The organism is Haloechinothrix aidingensis (assembly GCF_013450155.1).
GTDB classification, from domain to species: domain Bacteria; phylum Actinomycetota; class Actinomycetes; order Mycobacteriales; family Pseudonocardiaceae; genus Haloechinothrix; species Haloechinothrix aidingensis.
In genome coordinates, this window is record NZ_JACCKD010000001.1 from 523,690 (window position 1) to 540,957 (window position 17,268).

Annotated in this window: 18 protein-coding genes and 1 pseudogene; 10 read left to right on the forward strand and 9 right to left on the reverse strand. The window is 69.9% G+C overall.

Annotated features, from left to right (window positions below):
- Window positions 1–19: 19 nt before the first annotated feature.
- Window positions 20–943, reverse strand: a complete 924-nt coding sequence (locus H0B56_RS02555) for a GGDEF domain-containing protein (RefSeq protein ID WP_343063723.1) — start codon at window positions 941–943, stop codon at window positions 20–22.
- Window positions 944–1,194: 251 nt separating this feature from the next.
- Window positions 1,195–2,337 carry a tRNA dihydrouridine synthase DusB gene (gene dusB, locus H0B56_RS02560; RefSeq protein WP_180891286.1) on the reverse strand — a complete coding sequence of 381 codons (1,143 nt, stop codon included), beginning with the start codon at window positions 2,335–2,337 and terminating at the stop codon, window positions 1,195–1,197.
- A 78-nt stretch (window positions 2,338–2,415) separates the two neighbouring features.
- Between dusB and H0B56_RS02565 the strand changes: the two genes are divergently transcribed.
- Entirely contained in the window at window positions 2,416–2,940 is a 525-nt protein-coding gene (locus tag H0B56_RS02565) for a 2'-5' RNA ligase family protein (protein WP_180891287.1), read from the forward strand.
- A 55-nt stretch (window positions 2,941–2,995) separates the two neighbouring features.
- Window positions 2,996–3,451, forward strand: a complete 456-nt coding sequence (locus H0B56_RS02570; RefSeq protein ID WP_180891288.1) for a DUF6328 family protein — start codon at window positions 2,996–2,998, stop codon at window positions 3,449–3,451.
- 21 nt (window positions 3,452–3,472) lie between these two features.
- Here the strand turns inward: H0B56_RS02570 and H0B56_RS02575 are convergent, their stop codons facing one another.
- Together H0B56_RS02575 and H0B56_RS02580 are read right to left on the reverse strand one after the other, a co-directional pair.
- Window positions 3,473–3,688 (reverse strand): dodecin, encoded by a 216-nt coding sequence (locus H0B56_RS02575; RefSeq protein WP_180891289.1) that lies wholly within the window; start codon window positions 3,686–3,688, stop codon window positions 3,473–3,475.
- A 116-nt stretch (window positions 3,689–3,804) separates the two neighbouring features.
- Window positions 3,805–4,155, reverse strand: a complete 351-nt coding sequence (locus H0B56_RS02580; protein WP_180891290.1) for a MarR family transcriptional regulator — start codon at window positions 4,153–4,155, stop codon at window positions 3,805–3,807.
- A 172-nt stretch (window positions 4,156–4,327) separates the two neighbouring features.
- On the opposite strand from H0B56_RS02580, the gene H0B56_RS02585 reads away from it, so the two are divergent.
- From H0B56_RS02585 to H0B56_RS02595, 3 genes and pseudogenes are all read left to right on the forward strand, one after another.
- Window positions 4,328–5,332, forward strand: coding sequence for a ring-cleaving dioxygenase (locus H0B56_RS02585; protein ID WP_180891291.1), 1,005 nt, complete (start codon window positions 4,328–4,330; stop codon window positions 5,330–5,332).
- A pseudogene (locus H0B56_RS02590) lies at window positions 5,329–5,741 on the forward strand (alpha/beta hydrolase). Before H0B56_RS02585 ends, H0B56_RS02590 begins: the two are co-directional and overlap by 4 nt.
- A 227-nt stretch (window positions 5,742–5,968) precedes the next feature.
- Window positions 5,969–7,108 carry a glutathione-independent formaldehyde dehydrogenase gene (locus tag H0B56_RS02595; protein ID WP_180891292.1) on the forward strand — a complete coding sequence of 380 codons (1,140 nt, stop codon included), beginning with the start codon at window positions 5,969–5,971 and terminating at the stop codon, window positions 7,106–7,108.
- Here the strand turns inward: H0B56_RS02595 and H0B56_RS23390 are convergent.
- Both H0B56_RS23390 and H0B56_RS02605 read right to left on the reverse strand, forming a co-directional pair.
- Window positions 7,093–7,689 carry a TetR/AcrR family transcriptional regulator gene (locus H0B56_RS23390; RefSeq protein WP_180891293.1) on the reverse strand — a complete coding sequence of 199 codons (597 nt, stop codon included), beginning with the start codon at window positions 7,687–7,689 and terminating at the stop codon, window positions 7,093–7,095. The two genes, H0B56_RS02595 and H0B56_RS23390, sit on opposite strands and share 16 nt — an antisense overlap.
- Before the next feature lie 12 nt (window positions 7,690–7,701).
- Entirely contained in the window at window positions 7,702–10,047 is a 2,346-nt protein-coding gene (locus H0B56_RS02605) for an efflux RND transporter permease subunit (protein ID WP_180891294.1), read from the reverse strand.
- A 141-nt stretch (window positions 10,048–10,188) separates the two neighbouring features.
- Between H0B56_RS02605 and H0B56_RS02610 the strand changes: the two genes are divergently transcribed.
- Window positions 10,189–11,163 (forward strand): pirin family protein, encoded by a 975-nt coding sequence (locus H0B56_RS02610; RefSeq protein ID WP_180891295.1) that lies wholly within the window; start codon window positions 10,189–10,191, stop codon window positions 11,161–11,163.
- 65 nt (window positions 11,164–11,228) lie between these two features.
- Here H0B56_RS02610 and H0B56_RS02615 read toward each other — a convergent pair whose 3' ends face one another.
- On the reverse strand, window positions 11,229–11,696 hold the full coding sequence (locus tag H0B56_RS02615; protein WP_180891296.1) for a DUF6069 family protein: 468 nt from the start codon (window positions 11,694–11,696) through the stop codon (window positions 11,229–11,231).
- A gap of 236 nt (window positions 11,697–11,932) precedes the next feature.
- Between H0B56_RS02615 and H0B56_RS02620 the strand changes: the two genes are divergently transcribed.
- The 3 genes from H0B56_RS02620 to H0B56_RS02630 all read left to right on the forward strand — a co-directional run bounded on the left by H0B56_RS02620 (window position 11,933) and on the right by H0B56_RS02630 (window position 14,643).
- On the forward strand, window positions 11,933–12,967 hold the full coding sequence (locus H0B56_RS02620) for a hypothetical protein (protein ID WP_180891297.1): 1,035 nt from the start codon (window positions 11,933–11,935) through the stop codon (window positions 12,965–12,967).
- A gap of 78 nt (window positions 12,968–13,045) precedes the next feature.
- On the forward strand, window positions 13,046–13,930 hold the full coding sequence (locus H0B56_RS02625) for a 3-hydroxyacyl-CoA dehydrogenase family protein (protein WP_180891665.1): 885 nt from the start codon (window positions 13,046–13,048) through the stop codon (window positions 13,928–13,930).
- Window positions 13,931–14,118: 188 nt separating this feature from the next.
- Entirely contained in the window at window positions 14,119–14,643 is a 525-nt protein-coding gene (locus H0B56_RS02630) for a DoxX family protein (RefSeq protein ID WP_343063724.1), read from the forward strand.
- 50 nt (window positions 14,644–14,693) lie between these two features.
- Here the strand turns inward: H0B56_RS02630 and H0B56_RS02635 are convergent, their stop codons facing one another.
- Window positions 14,694–15,545, reverse strand: coding sequence for a cytochrome c biogenesis CcdA family protein (locus tag H0B56_RS02635; protein WP_219632101.1), 852 nt, complete (start codon window positions 15,543–15,545; stop codon window positions 14,694–14,696).
- An 11-nt stretch (window positions 15,546–15,556) separates the two neighbouring features.
- Window positions 15,557–16,132 carry a redoxin domain-containing protein gene (locus H0B56_RS02640; protein ID WP_180891298.1) on the reverse strand — a complete coding sequence of 192 codons (576 nt, stop codon included), beginning with the start codon at window positions 16,130–16,132 and terminating at the stop codon, window positions 15,557–15,559.
- Between the two features lie 316 nt (window positions 16,133–16,448).
- Between H0B56_RS02640 and H0B56_RS02645 the strand changes: the two genes are divergently transcribed.
- Window positions 16,449–17,249, forward strand: a complete 801-nt coding sequence (locus H0B56_RS02645; RefSeq protein ID WP_180891299.1) for a DUF427 domain-containing protein — start codon at window positions 16,449–16,451, stop codon at window positions 17,247–17,249.
- Window positions 17,250–17,268: the final 19 nt, after the last annotated feature.

The window sequence follows — 17,268 nt, forward strand, 5'->3', positions numbered from 1 at the left end:
GGAAACCCGCGCCGCGCCGTCAGCGGCAGTCGTCGTCGAGACCCGCGAGCCGGATCGCCCCGTCCTTACGGTAAGCCACCGTGTTACGCCCGGACCGTTTGGCCGCGTACAGCAGGTCGTCGGCGCGACGGAGCTGGCGTTCGGCGTCGTTGGTCTCCGGGCGGACGGTGCCCACGCCGCTGCGAATCGCGTGGTGCACCAGGCCCGCGCTGACGGTCACGTGCAGGCCGTCGGCGAGCGTGGGCCACGGGTGGTCGGCCACGCGTGCGCGCGTGCGCTCCAGAGTGGTCACAGCCTGGCGTGCGCTGATGTTCGGTAGTACGAGTACGAACTCCTCACCTCCGTAGCGGGCGCAGAAACCCCCGTCGGGTAACTCGGCCTGCAGCAGGGACACCACTCGCTGCAGCACCCTGTCCCCGAGCGCGTGCCCGTAGGTGTCGTTGACGTCCTTGAAATGGTCGAGGTCGATCAGTGCGATCGCGACCCCGCGTTCGATGTCGACCTGGTCGGCGAGCAGGTCGACGAGCTGCCTGTGCAGGTAGCGCCGGTTGTAGGTCGCGGTCAGCTCGTCCCGCATGCTCGCGTCGAGCGCTTGCTCATGCGCTTTGCGCAACTCGGCGACCTCACGCTGGTGCTGCTCGGGAAGCCGGAGTGCGCCGCAGTCGTGGTCACGTGCCAGCCGCAACGCGGTCTGCAGGTGCGCGTAGGCCCCCTCCCAGTTCTGCTGCGCCGCGAGCAGGTTGGCGATCGACTCGTGGAGCTCGACGAGATCGACGGGGTAAGCGGGCAGCGAGGGTCGAGCTCCGAATCCCTGTAGGTCGTTGTCGACCGCGTAGTCCACCTGCCGCGGGGGAGTCGCACGGCCGCGCGCGGCGTACTCGCGCCCCGCTTCGGTGGCTGCCTGCACCTCACCCGTCCCGATCGCGCTCAGTCGATGTGGCACCGTACCTGCCTCTCTCACGTGAACGTTCTCGTCCAGCAGGAGGCGCAGCTTGAGGTATTAGGACGCCCAACGACCCAATATCACCCGAAAGGCGGGCAACCTTTCGCAGGTCAGGTGAATATGATTACCGTAAGTGCACAACCATTCGCACATGCATTCGGATGCGCGGCGCCCCTTCACGACCTCGCGTGGGGTCGCCGAGGAGAACCAGCGGGCCCGTCGAGCACGCGCACCCCTGGCTCGAGCCGGGCTCAACCACCCGAGTGCATGACCTCCGCGGCGGTGGGCACGCACCGGTCGTCCGGGTCGTCCAGCCAACCGTGCGGCAGCACCACCCTGGAGGCCGTGCCCTGCCGCCCGCGCGGCCCTTCGGCCTCGGAGGGGAACGGGACGTCGGCGTCCAGCTTGCCGAGCAGGTCGTCCAGCTCGGCGAGCGAGGACACCCTGGCGAGCGACTGGCGCAGCTCACCCCCGACGGGGAAACCGCGGAAGTACCAGGCCATGTGCTTGCGCAGGTCGCGCATGCCCTTGTCCTCACCGTCGTGCTCGGCGAGCAGCTCGGCGTGCCTGCGAAGCACGCGCGCGACCTCACCGAGCGTGGGCCCCTCCGGTACGGGCCTGCCCGCGAACACCGCCTCGAGCTCGCCGAACAGCCACGGCCGGCCGAGGCATCCCCTGCCGACGACCACTCCGTCGCATCCGGTTTCGGACATCATGCGCGGGGCGTCGGAGGCGGCGAAGATGTCGCCGTTGCCGAGTACCGGAACGGTGGTCACCGCTTCCTTCAGCGCCGCGATCGCCGACCAGTCGGCCTGGCCCGAGTAACGCTGGGCCGCGGTGCGGGCGTGCAGTGCCACCGCGGAGGCACCCTCGGCCTCGGCGATCCGCCCCGCGTCCAGGTGCGTGTGGTGGCCGTCGTCGATGCCGATGCGGAACTTCACCGTCACAGGGATGCCCGCGGGTTCGGCGGCGCGCACAGCTGCGGCGACGACGTCTCCGAACAGCTTGCGCTTGAACGGCAGGGCCGCACCGCCGCCCTTGCGGGTGACCTTGGGTACCGGGCAGCCGAAGTTCATGTCGATGTGGTCGGCGAGGTTCTCCTCGGCCACCATGCGGGCCGCGCGGTACATGGTCTCCGGGTCGACCCCGTAGAGCTGCATCGAGCGTGGGTATTCGGCGCGATCGAAGGTGACCAGGTGCATCGTGCCGGGGTGCCGCTCGACGAGTGCCCGGTTGGTGATCATCTCGCAGACGTACAGGCCTGCCCCGTACTCGCGGCACAGCCTGCGGAAGGCGACGTTGGTGATGCCGGCCATCGGGGCGAGCACCACCGGCGGATCGACCTGGTACGGGCCGATCCGCAGGGTCGTTGGGGGAGCCGACGGAGCCACCATGCTCCTATTGTCTCCGGTCTCCGCGCAGGCGGTCGCGGTGGCCCGCGCAGCGGGGTGCCGGCAAGTACGGTCCGGGACATGGCCCTTGGAGTGTGCCTGCTGTTCGACCGCGCGACCGAACGCGCCCTTCGGGGGCTGTGGGACAGGTTGGAGGCACGTGGGATACCGACGCTGCGCTCGCACACACACGGCCTGCACGTGCCGCACATGTCCTACGTCGTGTTGCTGCGCTGGGACCTGGACGCGGTGCGCGCGGCGGTGCACGGTCTCGGTGACGGTGGCCCGTTCGAGGTCACGTTCGACGCGCTCGGCACCTTCCGCCGTGGGCGGGCCTGCCTGGTTCCGGCGGTACCTCCCGACCTGGTGACGCGCCAGCAGGCGGTGGTCGAGGCGGCACGCGCTACGGGGGCCCTGGTGCACATGCACTACGAGCGCGGCCGGTGGTTGCCGCACGCCTCGCTCGCGCCACGTGCGCAGGCCGGCTGGCTGCCCACCGTGGCAACGGCGGTCTACGAGGTTCTCCCGCTCACCGCGCGGGTCGAGCGCGCCGCCCTGATCGACAGCTCGACCGGCCGGGTGTGGCCGCTGAGCACGGTGCCGTGACCGGACCCGGGGCCCGTGCCGATCGAGCCGTGGCCGGTGAGCTTAGCCTTGGTCCGTGCCGGATCACGACGAGGACGAGACCGAGAAGCAGCGCCTCGCGCGCAACGTCAACGAACTGCTCGGCGAGCTGCGCGTCGCCCAGACCGGCGTGCAGATCCTGTTCGGGTTCTTGCTCGCCGTGGCGTTCACCCCGCTGTTCCGCAAGGCCAGTGGCTTCGAGCAGGGGCTGCACCTGGCGGCCGTGCTGCTGGCCGTGCTCGCCACGGCGATGCTGAGCGCCCCGGCGGCCTGGCACCGTGTGCTGTTCCGCTCCGGCCGCCGGCACGAGATCCTGCGGTACGGCAACCGCCTCGTACTGGTCGGCCTGGTATGCATCGCGCTCGCGGTCACAGCGACGATCGCGCTCATGGTCAAAGTGATCTTCGGCCTCGTCCCGATGATCGTGATCGCGACCCTTGTCGCGCTGGTGTTCGCCACAGCCTGGTTCTTCGCCCCGCTGCGGTTGCGTTGACTGCCGGCAGGGGCGAGCCGGTCAGCCGGGGTCTTCCAGCCGGAAGCCGACTTTCATGCAGACCTGGTAGTGCGCGACCTCGCCGTTCTCGATATGGCCTCGAATCTCGGAGACCTCGAACCAGTCGAGACCGCGGAGTGTCTGGCCCGCGCGCCGGACCCCGCCGCGGATCGCGTCGTCGATGCTCTCACCGGAGCTGCCGACGATCTCGGTGACCCGGTAGGTGTGCTCGGGCATGGGCGCCTCCTCGTACGAGTCACGTGGCTGTAGTGCCGCTGTATGCGTACAGCCGGGCTTCGGACGGCCCGGCCAGTCATTGTCGGGGCTGCGTGGCGCTGGCGCATCCGGAGTGCTCACTCCGCGGAATCGGCGGCGTCGAGCCGGGCGACGACCCGTTCGGAGATGGTGCGCAGGGTATCCAGCTCCGCCTCGGTGAGGTGGTCGAACAGCAGCAGGCGGACGGTCTCGGTGTGCTTCGGCGCGGCCCGCTCGATGACGTCCCGGCCGGTGGCGGTGAGCATGACGTAGGCGCCGCGCGCGTCGGCGCGGTCGGTGAGCTGCGCGAGGACGTCGAAGTCGGCGAGAGAGAGCCCGGAGTCGCGCTGCAGCTGCCTGTTCAGCCGCGCGGCCAACTGCCCGTGCATCGCCAGGAAGCTGCGCCAGGTGCGCTGCTCGCTCTTGGAGAGCCATCGGGTACCGGCCATATGCCGGCAGCCTACCGCAGTTGTTGACATGTCATCTACATCCGCTACCATAAAGTTGATAGTTCAACTACATTGCCCGCTCCCCGTGCGGAGTGGCCGGTTGGACGAAGGAATACGACACTGAGGTCGGCACGCGCCCGGCGCCTGCCGGAAGGATCGAGGTGATGCGATCATGGCGATCGCGACCAGCGGGCTGCACCACGTGACAGCGATCGGTGGTGACCCGCAGCGCAACGTGGACTTCTACCTGCGCACGCTCGGGCTGCGCATGGTCAAGACGACGGTCAACTTCGACGATCCCGGCACGTATCACCTGTACTACGGCGACGAGGCGGGACGACCCGGTAGCTTGCTCACCTTCTTCCCCTGGAAGGGCGTGCCCGGCGGCCGCCACGGCGCCGGCCAGGCCACCACGACGTCGTTCTCCGTGCCGGAGGACTCGATCGGCTGGTGGAAGCAGCACCTGGAGGCGGCCGGTGTGGAGACCAGCAGGGTGCGCACCGCGGACAGCGAGGAGGCGCTGACCTTCCACGACCCGGACGGGCTTGCCATCTCCCTGGTAGCACACCCGCAGGGGGACCCGCGTGAGCCGTGGGACACCCCGGCGGTGCCCGCCGAACGCGCGATCCGCGGGCTGCACTCGGTCACCCTCTCGGTACGCGACGAGGAGTCCACCGCGGGAATGTTCACCGACGGGCTGGGGCTGCGGTTCTCGCACCAGGACGGCAACAGGTTCCGCTTCGAAGCGGGCGAGGGTGGTCCGGGAACCATCGTGGACGTTCTCGTCACGCCGGACGCGCCGCAGGGCCTCGTCGCGGGCGGGACGGTGCATCACGTCGCGTGGCGGGTCCCGGACGATGCGACGCAGCGAGCCTGGCGTGCGGAGCTTGCCGGTAAGGGTGTTCAGGTGACCTCGATCCTGGACAGGCAGTACTTCCACTCGATCTACTTCCGCGAACCGGGAGGCACCCTCCTCGAGCTGGCCACCGAGGACATCGGGTTCACAGCCGACGAGCCACTGCTCGAGCTCGGACGCTCCCTCAAGCTGCCGCCGTGGCTGGAGCCGGACCGCGCGCAGATCGAGGCCGCGTTGCCCGCGCTGAACCTGCCGGACGAGAACAACCCGGAGGTGGCCGAGGCCATCGCCGCACGGGAAGGAGCCGCTGAGCGAGGATGACGACACACCAGCTGTCCCTCGAGCACCGGTTCGTCGACGGTGACCCTGCCGGTCCCGTGCTGTTGCTGCTGCACGGGACGGGGGTGGTCCCGATGACCTGCTCCCGGTGGCCGCGGAGTTGAGCCCGGAGTCGGCCGCGCTCGCCCTACTGCGTCCGGACGCGCTCCGCGAGGTCGCGGCGTTCGCGGCGATGCTGCCGCACCCGGAGCCGCCCGCGCACGACCTCACCGGCACTCGCGTGTTCCTGTCGAACGGCACGCGCGACCCGATGGCGCCGGTGGACTCGACCGACCGCCTGGTGACGCTGCTCCGGGAGCGGTCGGCCGAGGTACGCACGCACCGGCACGAGGGTGGTCACGAGCTCACGCCCGAGGGGCTGCGCGAGGCCAAGGAGTGGCTGGCAGGCTGAGGCGCCCTCGCTCCCTCCCGCTACGCGGTGGCGCCGCTCAGCGAGGTGGGCATGCGCATCCGTCGCCGGTGGTCCGCGATCGCCGAACGGTGGAACGGCCTGCGCCCGCCACCCGGCGACGGGGCGTGAGGTGTGCGTGCCGACGGTGCTGACCGGCCGATGCGTACCGGCCCGCTGTGGCGGGTAGCCGGGTCGTGTCCGAGCAGTAGCCGACGAGGGAGCCGAGTATGCGGGCAGTTGTGTACCAGGGTGCCCATGATGTGCAGGTGGAGCAGGTGCCGGACCCGGAGCTCGAACAGCCGACCGATGCGCTGGTCCGGATCACCTCCACGGCGATCTGCGGATCCGATCTGCACATGTACGAGGGGCGTACGGTCGCCGAACCGGGGATCGTGTTCGGTCACGAGAACATGGGCATCGTCGAGGACACCGGATCCGGCGTGACGAGTGTGCGGCGCGGTGACCGGGTGAGCCTGCCGTTCAACGTGGCCTGCGGATTCTGCCGCAACTGTTTCGCGGGGGACACCGCCTTCTGCCTCACCGTCAACCCGCCCGGCGCGGGCGGCGCGTACGGCTACGTAGGCATGGGGCCGTACCGCGGTGGGCAGGCAGAGTACCTGCGGGTGCCGTTCGCGGACTTCAACTGCTTGACACTGCCGCCGGGAGACGAGCACGAGGACGACTTCGCCATGCTCGCCGACATCTTCCCGACCGGGTACCACGCTACGGAGCTGGCCGATGTCTCCCCCGGTGAGACCGTCGCGGTCTACGGGGCGGGGCCGGTCGGCCTGATGGCCGTGTACTCCGCGATCCTGCGCGGTGCCTCCGAGGTTTACGCCGTGGACAAGGTCGGTGACCGGCTGCGGCTGGCCGAGCAGGTCGGTGCCGTCCCTGTCGACTTCTCCACACAGGACGCTCCTGGCGAGATCGTCGAGCGGACCAAGGGTGGTGTCGACAAGGGCGTCGACGCGGTGGGCTACCAGGCGACGGTCTCCGGTGGACAGGAGCAACCCGCGATCGTGCTCAACGACTTGATCGCCACCGTGCGCCCCACGGGTGCGATCGGCGTTGTGGGCCTGTACCTGCCCGAGGACCCGGGTGCGCCGAGTGAGGAAGCCGCGCGGGGCAGGCTGCTGATCGAGATGGGCCGCTTCTTCGAGAAGGGCCTGCGGATGGGAAGTGGCCAGGCCAACGCCAAGGCCTACAACCGGCAGCTGCGTGACCTGATCGTCGCGGGTCGTGCCCGGCCGAGCTTCGTGGCCTCGCGGCGGATGCCGCTCGCCGAGGCCCCGGAGGCCTATGCCCGCTTCGACCGGCGCGAGGAAGGCTACTCGAAGGTCGTGCTCGAGCCTCAACCGTCGAAGTAGCGCTGCACGACCGGTCCGACCAGGGCGACCAGCTCGTCGAGCGGCGTCGAGGCGAGTGGTTCGAGCTCGAGGACGTAGCGCGCCAGCGCGAGCCCGATCATGTGCGAGACGGCGGCCTCGGCGCGCAGCTCGGCATCCGGCCCCTGCACTGATGGAGTGACGCGGGGCACCATCACGCGGGTGCCGAACTGGCGAAGGAGTGCCGCGGCGGACTCGTGTGCCATCGCGGAGCGCAGCAACGCGAGCATCGGCTCCCTGTGGCTCGGCTCCTCCCATATGCCGAAGAACGTGCGCACCAACCGTTCCCCCCGGTGCTCCCGGGAGACCGTGGCCATCGCGGCGGCCACGTCGTCCGGGTCGAACGGCAGCTCCACCGCCGCGACGAACAGCTGCTCCTTGTTGCCGAAGTAGTGGTGCAGCAGGGCCGCGTTGACACCGGCCCTGGTGGCGATGCCTCGCATGGAGGCGATCTCGTAGCCGCGTTCGGCGAACTCGGTGCGAGCGGCCTCGAGGATCTGGCTGCGTGTGTCGGGACTGCCCGGACGCCTGCCCGAGCGCCCCCGCTGGTGTGGCGCGGTCACGGTGCAGCCATCCTAGCCGCGGCCGGATCCGTCATGGCTGCGCGCCCACAGCACCAGCATCCCCGGAGCGACCAGCGTGGCGGCGAGCAGCGCGAACGCGATCGCCGCGCCACCGAGCACGCCGAGGGACCGGATAGGGGGCAGGTTCGACAACGACAGCACGACCAGCGCCCCGAGGGTGGTCAGCGCCGAGCCCGCGAGCGCGCCGCCGGTGTTGCGCAGCGTCCTCGCGATCGCGTCCCCGGCGCTCGCGCAACGCCGGTCTTCGGTGAACCGGTTCACGACGTGCACCCCGTACGGGACACCGATACCGATCGCGATCGCGGTGAGCGTCGCGGTCAGCGCGTTGAAGCTGATGCCGAGCAGCCACATCGTGCCGAGGGTCCACGAAGCGCCTGCCACGGCGGGGGTCATCGCGATCACCCCGAGTACCGGCCTGCGGTACGCCGCCGTGTAGTACGCGACCAGCAGTCCCAGCACCACGGACAGGGTCAGCGCGATGGCCCGGGCCTGGAACCGGCCGAGGTCGTCGTTCATGCCGTTGACGATGATCGGCTCGCTGGTGACGGTGACGCTCGCCCCTGTATCGGAGACGGGGGCGAACGCGTTCTCGATCTCCGCGCGCAGCCGCTCGGCTCCGGAGTCGCCCGCGGTCGTGCGGATGTGCACGAGTCCGGCGCGGTCGTCCGCGGAGAGGAACTGCCCGACCTGTTGCTCGCCGACGGTTCCGCGGAGCCGCTCGTAGACCGCGGCGAGGTCTCCTTCACCGGTGACGTCCGCACCGGTACGCGCCGCGAGCGAGACAACCGACGTCGCTTGCGGCGTGCCGCCCACGGTGCGTACGCCCGGCACGTCCGCCAGGTTGCCGTGCGCCCGTCGGATGGCCGCCGTGAGCTCGCCGTCGGTGAAGTCGCCGTCGACGACCGCGTAGGTCGTCTCGGTGACGCCGGAGCCGAAGAGCTCCTTCTGGTGCGTCAGTGTCGCTTCGATGTCCGAGCCGGTGGGGACGAAGTCGTCCCTGTCGAACTCGGTATCCAGGTCCGTGGCGGCCAGCAGGGATCCGAGCGTCAGTAGGGTGGCCACCGCGAGCCCGAGCGCCGGTGCCCGGCGCGCCAGCGTGACGGGAGCGCCTGCGAGGCGCCCCAGCCCGATCTCCCGCACCCTTCCGGGCTGCCGGGCTCCACCGTGGTCTCGCAGTACACGGGCTGCGGGGACGAGCAGCGTCATGATCGCGAACGCGCACAGCACGCCGACCGCGACGAAGACCCCGAAGTCGGCGATCATGGGCAGCGGGGCGGTCGCTGTGGTCGCGAACCCGGCCGCGGTGGCCACTGTGGCCAGCATGAGTGCGATGCCGACGGTGCGAAGGGCGCCGCCGGCGGCATCGGCGGGGTTCTCACCAGCGGCGCGCTGCTCGCGGTAGCGGGCCGTGAGGTGGACGGAGTAGTCGATGCCCAGGCCGACCAGCAGTACGGGCACGATGATGGCCAGCTGGGTCAGCGGTCCGGTCCAGCCCAGATGCGCGGGACCGAGCACCGCGGCGATCCCGAACGTCCATACCACGGTGCACAGCAGCCCGGCGAACCCGACGGCCACATCGAACACCGACCGGTACATCAGCGCCAGCACGGCCAGCACCACGAGGAGCGCGATCGCGAACAGCATCGGCGCCTCGGACTGCACGGCGTCCAGCATCCCGGAGTCGAACAGCCCGAGGCTGAAGACCGTGACGCGCATGTCACCCAGCGCGGCAGGCTCGGGGTCCTCGAACGCCGCCTGTACGCGCTCGCCCGCCTCGATGCGTTCGGACTTGGCCAGCTCCTGGTCGATACCGAGCACGAGCACCATGGCGCGAGCGCTGCCATCCTCGAGATCGACATCATCGGAGACCAGGGTCGCCAGCCGCGGGTTCGAGGTGATCAGCTCGGCTGTGGACGCGGCGAGCGTGTCGTCGCCGACCGCGGTCGGATCCACCCCCTGCTCCCGTAGCGCGGCACCGAGGGAGCTCACGTGCGGCCCACCGCGATCACCGTCGCGGACATCGGCGCCGAGTGCGTCGGTGGCGATGTCCGTGGCCTGCGCCGCGGCGCCGAATCCGGCTCCGGTGAGGATGTTCGCGCCGGGGCCGGCGTCCAGGATCACCTGCACGGTGGCCGAGGGATCGACGAAGTCCTCCTGGGCCCGGTCCAGGGCTTGTGCGGCTTCCGCGTCGTCCCGCCCCAGCTGCGTGATGTCGACTTCGAACTCGTTGGTCGATGCCAGTACCGCGAAGCCGAGCGTGGCGACGACGAGCGCCGTGAGCACCGAACGGGGGTGGCGCGTGCCTGCGGCCTCGAGCCGGCTGAGAAGTATCCGCATCGGCGCTCGCTCCCGTCGGCTGGTCGGACGGCCGGGTAGCGATGCTAGTGCCGTGCCACACACAAGTCAACGCATGTTTAATTCTTTCCCGGCGGCGAGTGCCTGTGGGGCGGGATACGATCGGATCGTGGTGGTGAGCCGATGAGCAATACCGAGACCGACCCTGTGGAGCTGGCCTGCCGTACGCGGGTAGCCACGCCGGGCAGAGTGGAGGTACTCAGCGCGCGGTCGGTGCCGTTGGGCGGGCAGCGTGCGATGCGCGTGCGCCGTACGTTGCCGCAGCGTGCTCGTTCGCTGGTCGGCCCGTGGTGTTTCGCCGACCAGTTCGGACCCGATGAGATCGCCGAGACGGGCGGTGTCGACGTACCACCGCACCCGCACACCGGGCTGCAGACCGTCACCTGGCTGTTCGCGGGCGAGATCGAGCATCGGGACAGCTCGGGTGTGCACGCGCTGGTGCGTCCCGGCGAGTTGAACCTGATGACCGGTGGCCGAGGTATCTGCCATTCGGAGGTGGCTACGCGGGGCGGCCCCATCCTGCACGGGGTGCAGCTGTGGGTGGCCCTGCCCGACGAGCACCGCGACGCCCCACGGGACTTCCAGCATCATGTCCCCGAGCCGGTCCGGCTCGACGGCGCCACGGTGCGGGTGTTCCTCGGCGAGCTGGCCGGAGTCACCTCACCCGCGCGTGCCTTCTCCCCGCTACTGGGTGCGGAGCTGGTACTGGCCCCGTCGGCCGTGCTGACGCTGGATGTCGACGCCGCGTTCGAACACGGGGTCCTCGCCAGCACGGGTGGTGTCACCGTCGCGGGCACGGAGCTCGATGCCGGAGACCTCGGATATCTCGGCACCGGCACGCGTTCGGTCACGGTCGCCAACCGGTCCACGGAGCCGGCCCGGGCCATCCTGCTCGGCGGGGAGCCGTTCGGTGCGGAGATCGTCATGTGGTGGAACTTCGTAGGCCGCAGTCACGAGGAGATCGTCGGTTTCGCCGGGGAGTGGGAGCAGGAGTCCGAGCGGTTCGGCCGTGTGGAGGGGTACTCGGGCAGTACCCCGCGGCTGCCGGTGCCCCCGCTGCCCGGCACCCGGCTCAAGCCGCGCGGCAATCCGGGTTGAATGACGCTTTCAGTCCGCCTCGTGGGCTGAAAGCGTCATTCAACCACCCGTATGGAGCGAAAGCGTCATTCAGCGCGCCGGTTGTGCCGGGGTGACCGGCGCACCACCTCGAGGGGGAGTACCACCGCGACGGCGACCACGACGTGCATGACGGTGAGCGCGATGGCGGTGCCGGTGCCGGCTTCGGCCGCGAAGATGCCCGCGATCGTCGCCAGCGCGAGTGCCGCACCGATGACCTGAGCGGTCCGGAGTACCCAGGTCCACCAGCTGGCGAGGAGGACAGCAAGCGCCGTCCCGACGGCCAGCGGCACCGTGGAGAAGAGCAGGATCATCCCCGCTGTCACCTCGTCCGAGCCGGACTCGCCCGCGACGAGGAACGTGGCTCCCGCCAGCTGCCCGATGAGGTACAGCGCCAGGTTGACCAGTCCGGACAGTACGACGCCGACGGCGATCGCCTGCCACGGGTTGATCCGGTGAGCGAGGCGGGTGGGTGTGGATTCCGTGCTCTGCTGTGCTGCGTATGTCTGTGTCATGACGCCAAGCGTCCAACTTCGAGTAAGGTAGAAGTCAATACGTTGTGTGTCCCGTCTCAACCGCGTCGGCTCGGTGTCCGCCCGCCGTGCCGGTAGCGGCTCGTGTGGCGGGCTCGGACCGCTGCGTGCCGCGCATCCCGTTCGTCCGCGCGCCGACGCCGGGCATACGCTGGCACCAGCTGTGTGGCCGCGGGAGGCGATGCCGCGTGCCGCTACCCCGACAGGAAAGAGGCGCCATGACGGTCGAGTCCACCGAGTTGGCCAACCGGCTGCTCGACGCGCAGGTGGAGTTCATTCTCGGCGAGCTGACCGGCGACCGCCTGGCGGAGGTCGTTGCCAGAGACGTGGACGACCTGCTCGGTGTCGCGGCGACGACCACGCTCGCCGACCTAGTGGACCGGGAACGGGTGAAGGCCACCGCGAACACGATCCTGGACAAGCCGGCGGGCAGCGCCGTCATCGACCCCATGGTCACCGGCATCGCCGACGCGGTCTACCGGCATGCCGCCAACGACGAGCACCAGCTCGGCGAGGTCGTCGAGCGGGAACACGTGGAAGCGCTGGTGACCAAGGTTCTCGGGATGCGTTCCCTGCACGAGGAGATCCTGCGACGGCTCGGTGACAGTCCGGTGGTGGCCACCGTGGCGTCCTGGTTCGTCACCAAGCTGGTGGCCGATGTGATGCAGCAGAACCGCGAGCTCGCCGAGCGGGTGCCTGGCGTGGCCTCACTGCTGTCGGTCGGCGAGCGCGCGACCAGCAAGGTGCGCGGTGCGACCTCGCGCCACCTCGATCAGTTGCTCGGCGATATGGCGGGCAAGGGGACCCAGCTCGCGCTGCGCCGGGTGAGTGGCGCGATCCGGCACACCGTCGACGAGGCGCCGTTGCACGAGGCGGCGATGGAGGTGTGGGACCTGCACGCCGAGGACACGGTCAGCGGGTTGCGCGACTATCTCAGCCGCGAGGACCTCCTCGAGCTGGCCGGGATCGGCAGCGAGATCTGGGCGATCCTGCGCGACACCGAGTACTTCCGCACCATGATCGCGGCCGGAGTCGACGTCTTCTTCGACACCTACGGTGGTTACACCGTTACCGCGCTCCTCGGCGAGCTCGGCCTGAGCAGGGACGATCTGGTGACCGAGGTGCAGCGTTACGCCCCTGCCGTTGTCGGTGCGCTGAACGCGGACGGGCAGCTGGCCGAGCTGGTCCGGCGCAGGCTGGAGCCGTTCTTCCACTCCGAGGCCGTGCTCGGAATGCTGGCGGGCACGCGTTGAGCGAGCGGTACGGCGGCCGAGGTCGTTCCGGGGGCTCGGGCGTGTGTGGTGGAGCGTGGAACGGAGGAACGCATGAGTATGTCCGCAGCAGGCACCGGCGCGCGCGGTGACGGTACGGCACCAGGCAGTGTCGGCGTGCTCGGTGGCGGCCGCATGGGGGCCGGCATCGCGCAGGTGTTCGCCGCGCGAGGCGCGCGGGTCGCCGTGCTGGAGAGCGGAACCGGCGAGGTGGAGGCGGCCCGAGAGCGGGTGCGAACCGGGCTCGCCCGTGCCGCCGAGCGCGGCATGCTCGACGAAGAGCCGGAGGACGTGCTGGCCAGGGTCCGGTTCGTTACGTCCGTGACCGAGCTGGCCGGGGACAGCGAGCTGGTCGTGGAGGCGGTCCCCGAACGTGCCGACCTGAAGGTGCGGCTGCTCGCCGATGCCGAGCGGTCGGTACCGGCAGGGACGGTTCTTGCCAGCAACACCAGCTCACTGTCCATCGCCGAGCTGTCCACGGCGCTGGAAGATCCCTCGCGCTTTCTCGGGATGCACTTCTTCAACCCGGTACCGGTGTCCGAACTGGTCGAGCTGGTCGTCGCGCCGCACACCTCGGATGCGACACGGGACCGGGCGCGGGCCTGGGTACGCGCGTTGGGCAAGACGGAGGTGGTGATACGCGACTCGCCGGGGTTCGCGACCAGCAGGCTGGGGGTGACGCTCGGGCTCGAGGCTGTCCGCATGCTCGAGGAAGGGGTCGCCGACGCTCAGTCCATCGACACGGCGATGGAGCTGGGGTACCGGCATCCGATGGGGCCGCTGCGTTCCACCGACCTGGTCGGCCTCGATGTCCGGTTGGCGGTGGCCGAGTACCTCAGCGGCACGCTCGGTGACCGGTTCACCCCGCCCCGGCTGTTGCGGGACAAGGTCGACCGTGGCGAGCTGGGGCGCAAGTCCGGGCAGGGTTTCTATCCCTGGTCATGACGAGGGTCGTGCTGGTGGCCGCCCCGCAGGGCCCGGTGCTCGCCGGTGCGTCCGGCCCCTCGTTCCGGCCGCGCGGAGCACATCGGATAGTCGCTGGTGCGCGGGGGTAGCTGCGCACCGGCTTCGGGCGTGGCACGGGACAGCGTACCGCCGGGAGGCGGCTGCACCGCGAGTACGGGACGAGCGCCGTGTGGCCGGTCGAGCGAATCGTCCTTTTCATCGGACCGTTCGAGGTCCATCATGGGTGTATCGGCGTCGTCGCAGGTGGACGATCCGAGATGACGAGGAGGTTCGTGATGGAAGTCGTTGTCCTCATCGGTCGCATACTGTTCGCGATTCTGTTCGTCGGTTCCGGGGTCAATCACCTCATGCAGGTCAACGGTATGACCGGTTACGCTCAGTCCCGAGGAGTGCCGCTGCCGAAGGTGGCTGTGGTGGTCTCCGGCATTGTGATCATCATCGGTGGCCTGTCGGTGCTGCTCGGCATCTGGGCCGACCTGGGTGCCCTGCTGCTGCTCATCCATGTGGTGCTCTCGGCAGCGCTCATGCACACGTTCTGGACGGAGACGGACGAGCAGGCACGTCAGGGCGAGATGACCCATTTCATGAAGAACGTCGGATTGGCGGGTGCGGCGCTGATGCTGTTCGCATTCTTCGCCTACGTCGACGATCTCGGCCTGACCATAACGGGACCGCTGTTCTCCCTCAGCTAGGGATACGCTGAATGACGCTTTCAGTCCACGAGATGGATTGAAAGCGTCATTCAGCGCATGAGGCGGGAGCGGCGTCGCGCGGCGAGGGTCGTGAGTAGGACGACGGCGGCGAGCACGGCGAGCAGCGGTAGCGCGCCGATGGAATCCACAATAGATGCGAACGCCTGCTGCACGGCGGTTACCGAGCCGACGATGGGGTCGCTCACCTCGCCACCGAAGTGGAACAACCGGATCTCGTAGACGCCGTAGTACACGACGTAGCCGCCCGCGAGCACGAGCAAGGCGCCCGCGGTGCGGTGAATGGCACCCAGCGCTCCCCGGACCCGCGCGACCACCTGCGTGCCCGCGACCGCGACGGCGACGGCGAGGACCCCGACCACCAGCGCCATACCCGCCCCGTAGGCGAGGAACGCGAGTATGCCGTCGGCTACCGAGCCGGCACGGAACGTCTGCCCGGTCACCGCGAGGAACGGCCCGACGGTGCAGGACAGTGAGGCGACGGCATACGCGATGCCGTACCCGAGCATCGAGCGAAGCTGCCCGGTGGGCTTTCCCACGGTGGGTTTGGGCAGCAGCAGGGTCAGGTCCCGCCCGGTGAGCAGCCAGACACCGATGGCGACCAGCGCCGCGCCCACGACCACGGTCACGGCAGGGAGGTACCGCTGCACCTGCCCCGCGAGCGGGGAGATGACCAGGCCGAAGCTCCCGAAGACGAGCAGGAAACCGAACGCCATGGCCGAGGTCGCCGCCAGTGCCCGGTAGACCGCCCGCGTCCTGCTGGGCCGCTCGCCGTCACCGAGCACGACCAGCGCGAGGTAGGCGGGCAACATCGCGAAACCGCACGGGTTGAACGCCGCGACCAGCCCGGCCGCCAGCGCGAAGGCGAGGATCCCGCTGTCCATGATCGCGATACTCAGGACCCGGCCAGGTCACTGAGCCGTTGATCAAGCTCGTCCTCGCCGACCGTGCCACGGACCACGTCGACCTCACCGGAAGCGTCGACGAACGCGTACGCGGGCTGGCGTGTCACGCCGAACGCTGTCCACACCTCGCGGTCCGCGTCGTTGATGTGCTCGAACGTACCGAGCTCGTAGTCGGTCACGAAGTCCCGCATGGCCGAGACGTCGTCGTCGGCCGCGACGCCGACGAAGTCGACCTGCTCACCGTGCGTGGCGTGCGCCTCGGCCAGGGCAGGAGCCTCCGACTGGCAGATCGTGCACCACGGTGTCCAGAACCAGAACATCGCCGCCCCGCCTGCGAAGTCCTCGCCGCGGATGTCCTCGCCGCGGATGTCCTCGCCGTTCACCGTCTGCGCGGAGAACCGCAATGGCTCGGCGGGCGCGCCCTCCTGCGGCCCGTCCTGCTGTTGAGTACCGTCCCCGGTTCCGGTATCGGCGCCCGTGCGATCGTCCTCGGTCGAGGTCCCGCAGGAAGCGAGGACGAGCAGCCCCGCGGTGAGGAGCCCCGCCGCGCCTGCGCGATGTCGCACCTGTACCTCCCGTGATCGCGTGTGTGCACAATCCGGTTCCTGGCCCGCGCCGTTCGCCGGTCCGACAGGCCGGGACTCCCCCATTCAACCGCATAGCCGCGAGATCAGCACAGCAGTGTCGGCAGGCTGACACAACGTGGTCGCCGCGCCCCTCGCAGGAGCTTGTGGGGTCCGGTCGGCGCGGGCAGGGATCTGATCAACGGGTTCGCGACGCGTGCTCGCCGCGGGTATCTCGTATCGTGGGGCGGCGGACCGGCGCCGCGCCACGAGCCCGGTCCGGTGGGCGCGGCAGGCGTGCGATGGAAGGGGTGCGGCCATGTCACTCGCCGTGGGGCGCGGACCGTTCGGCGAGCGCCCGGCGGGCGCGTCCAACCTGCCCGGCCTGCCTGCGACAGTCCTGTACCTGGAGGACCGGCCACGGCGGGTCAGGGCCGTGCTGGGTGGGGAGACGGTCGCTGACACCGACAGGGTGAAGCTGTTGCACGAGACCGGGACCCCGGCGGTGTACTACTTCCCGGCAGGCGATGTGCGCACCGAGCTACTGCGACCGTCCGGCACACGCACGGTCAGCGAGGTGAAGGGCACCGCGGTGTACTACTCGGTGGCCGCGGGCGGGAAGGTCGCTGCCGACGCGTGCTGCGCCTACCCGGACCCGCCCCCGGAAGCGCCGCCGCTGTCCGGGTACCTGGCGTTTACCTGGGAAGCGATGGATGCCTGGTTCGAGGAGGACGAGCGGGTCCACCTGGAGCCGCGCGACCCGTACCACCGCGTCGATGTGCTGGCCGGCTCCCGCCGCGTGTGCGTCGAGGTGGCGGGCCGCGTCCTTGCCGACAGCGGGCGCCCGCTGGTCGTCTACGAGACCGGGGCGCGCCCGCGCTACTACCTACCGGCCGACGACGTCGATGCCGGCGTGCTGGTGGCCGGCCCGACCACGAGCCGTTGCCAGTACAAGGGCCTCGCCACCTACTGGACCGTCGAGTCGGCCGAAGGCCGGGTCCATGACCTCGCGTGGACCTATGCCGAGCCGAACGCCGAGGCCGCGCGCCTGGCCGGGCACATCTGTTTCCGCCAGGAACGCGCGGAGGTCACGGTGACCGTGGACGGCCGCACCGCGTGAGTACCCGCAGGGCCCGCAC

Excerpts from the sequence above, each read along its gene's own strand:
- dusB (WP_180891286.1), bottom strand. The coding sequence starts at position 2,337 with ATGGTGGCTCCGTCGGCTCCCCCAACGACCCTGCGGATCGGCCCGTAC.
- H0B56_RS02565 (WP_180891287.1), top strand. The coding sequence starts at position 2,416 with ATGGCCCTTGGAGTGTGCCTGCTGTTCGACCGCGCGACCGAACGCGCC.
- H0B56_RS02575 (WP_180891289.1), bottom strand. The coding sequence starts at position 3,688 with ATGCCCGAGCACACCTACCGGGTCACCGAGATCGTCGGCAGCTCCGGT.
- H0B56_RS02580 (WP_180891290.1), bottom strand. The coding sequence starts at position 4,155 with ATGGCCGGTACCCGATGGCTCTCCAAGAGCGAGCAGCGCACCTGGCGC.
- H0B56_RS02585 (WP_180891291.1), top strand. The coding sequence starts at position 4,328 with ATGGCGATCGCGACCAGCGGGCTGCACCACGTGACAGCGATCGGTGGT.
- H0B56_RS02595 (WP_180891292.1), top strand. The coding sequence starts at position 5,969 with ATGCGGGCAGTTGTGTACCAGGGTGCCCATGATGTGCAGGTGGAGCAG.
- H0B56_RS02605 (WP_180891294.1), bottom strand. The coding sequence starts at position 10,047 with ATGCGGATACTTCTCAGCCGGCTCGAGGCCGCAGGCACGCGCCACCCC.
- H0B56_RS02610 (WP_180891295.1), top strand. The coding sequence starts at position 10,189 with ATGAGCAATACCGAGACCGACCCTGTGGAGCTGGCCTGCCGTACGCGG.
- H0B56_RS02615 (WP_180891296.1), bottom strand. The coding sequence starts at position 11,696 with ATGACACAGACATACGCAGCACAGCAGAGCACGGAATCCACACCCACC.
- H0B56_RS02620 (WP_180891297.1), top strand. The coding sequence starts at position 11,933 with ATGACGGTCGAGTCCACCGAGTTGGCCAACCGGCTGCTCGACGCGCAG.
- H0B56_RS02625 (WP_180891665.1), top strand. The coding sequence starts at position 13,046 with ATGTCCGCAGCAGGCACCGGCGCGCGCGGTGACGGTACGGCACCAGGC.
- H0B56_RS02635 (WP_219632101.1), bottom strand. The coding sequence starts at position 15,545 with ATGGACAGCGGGATCCTCGCCTTCGCGCTGGCGGCCGGGCTGGTCGCG.
- H0B56_RS02645 (WP_180891299.1), top strand. The coding sequence starts at position 16,449 with ATGTCACTCGCCGTGGGGCGCGGACCGTTCGGCGAGCGCCCGGCGGGC.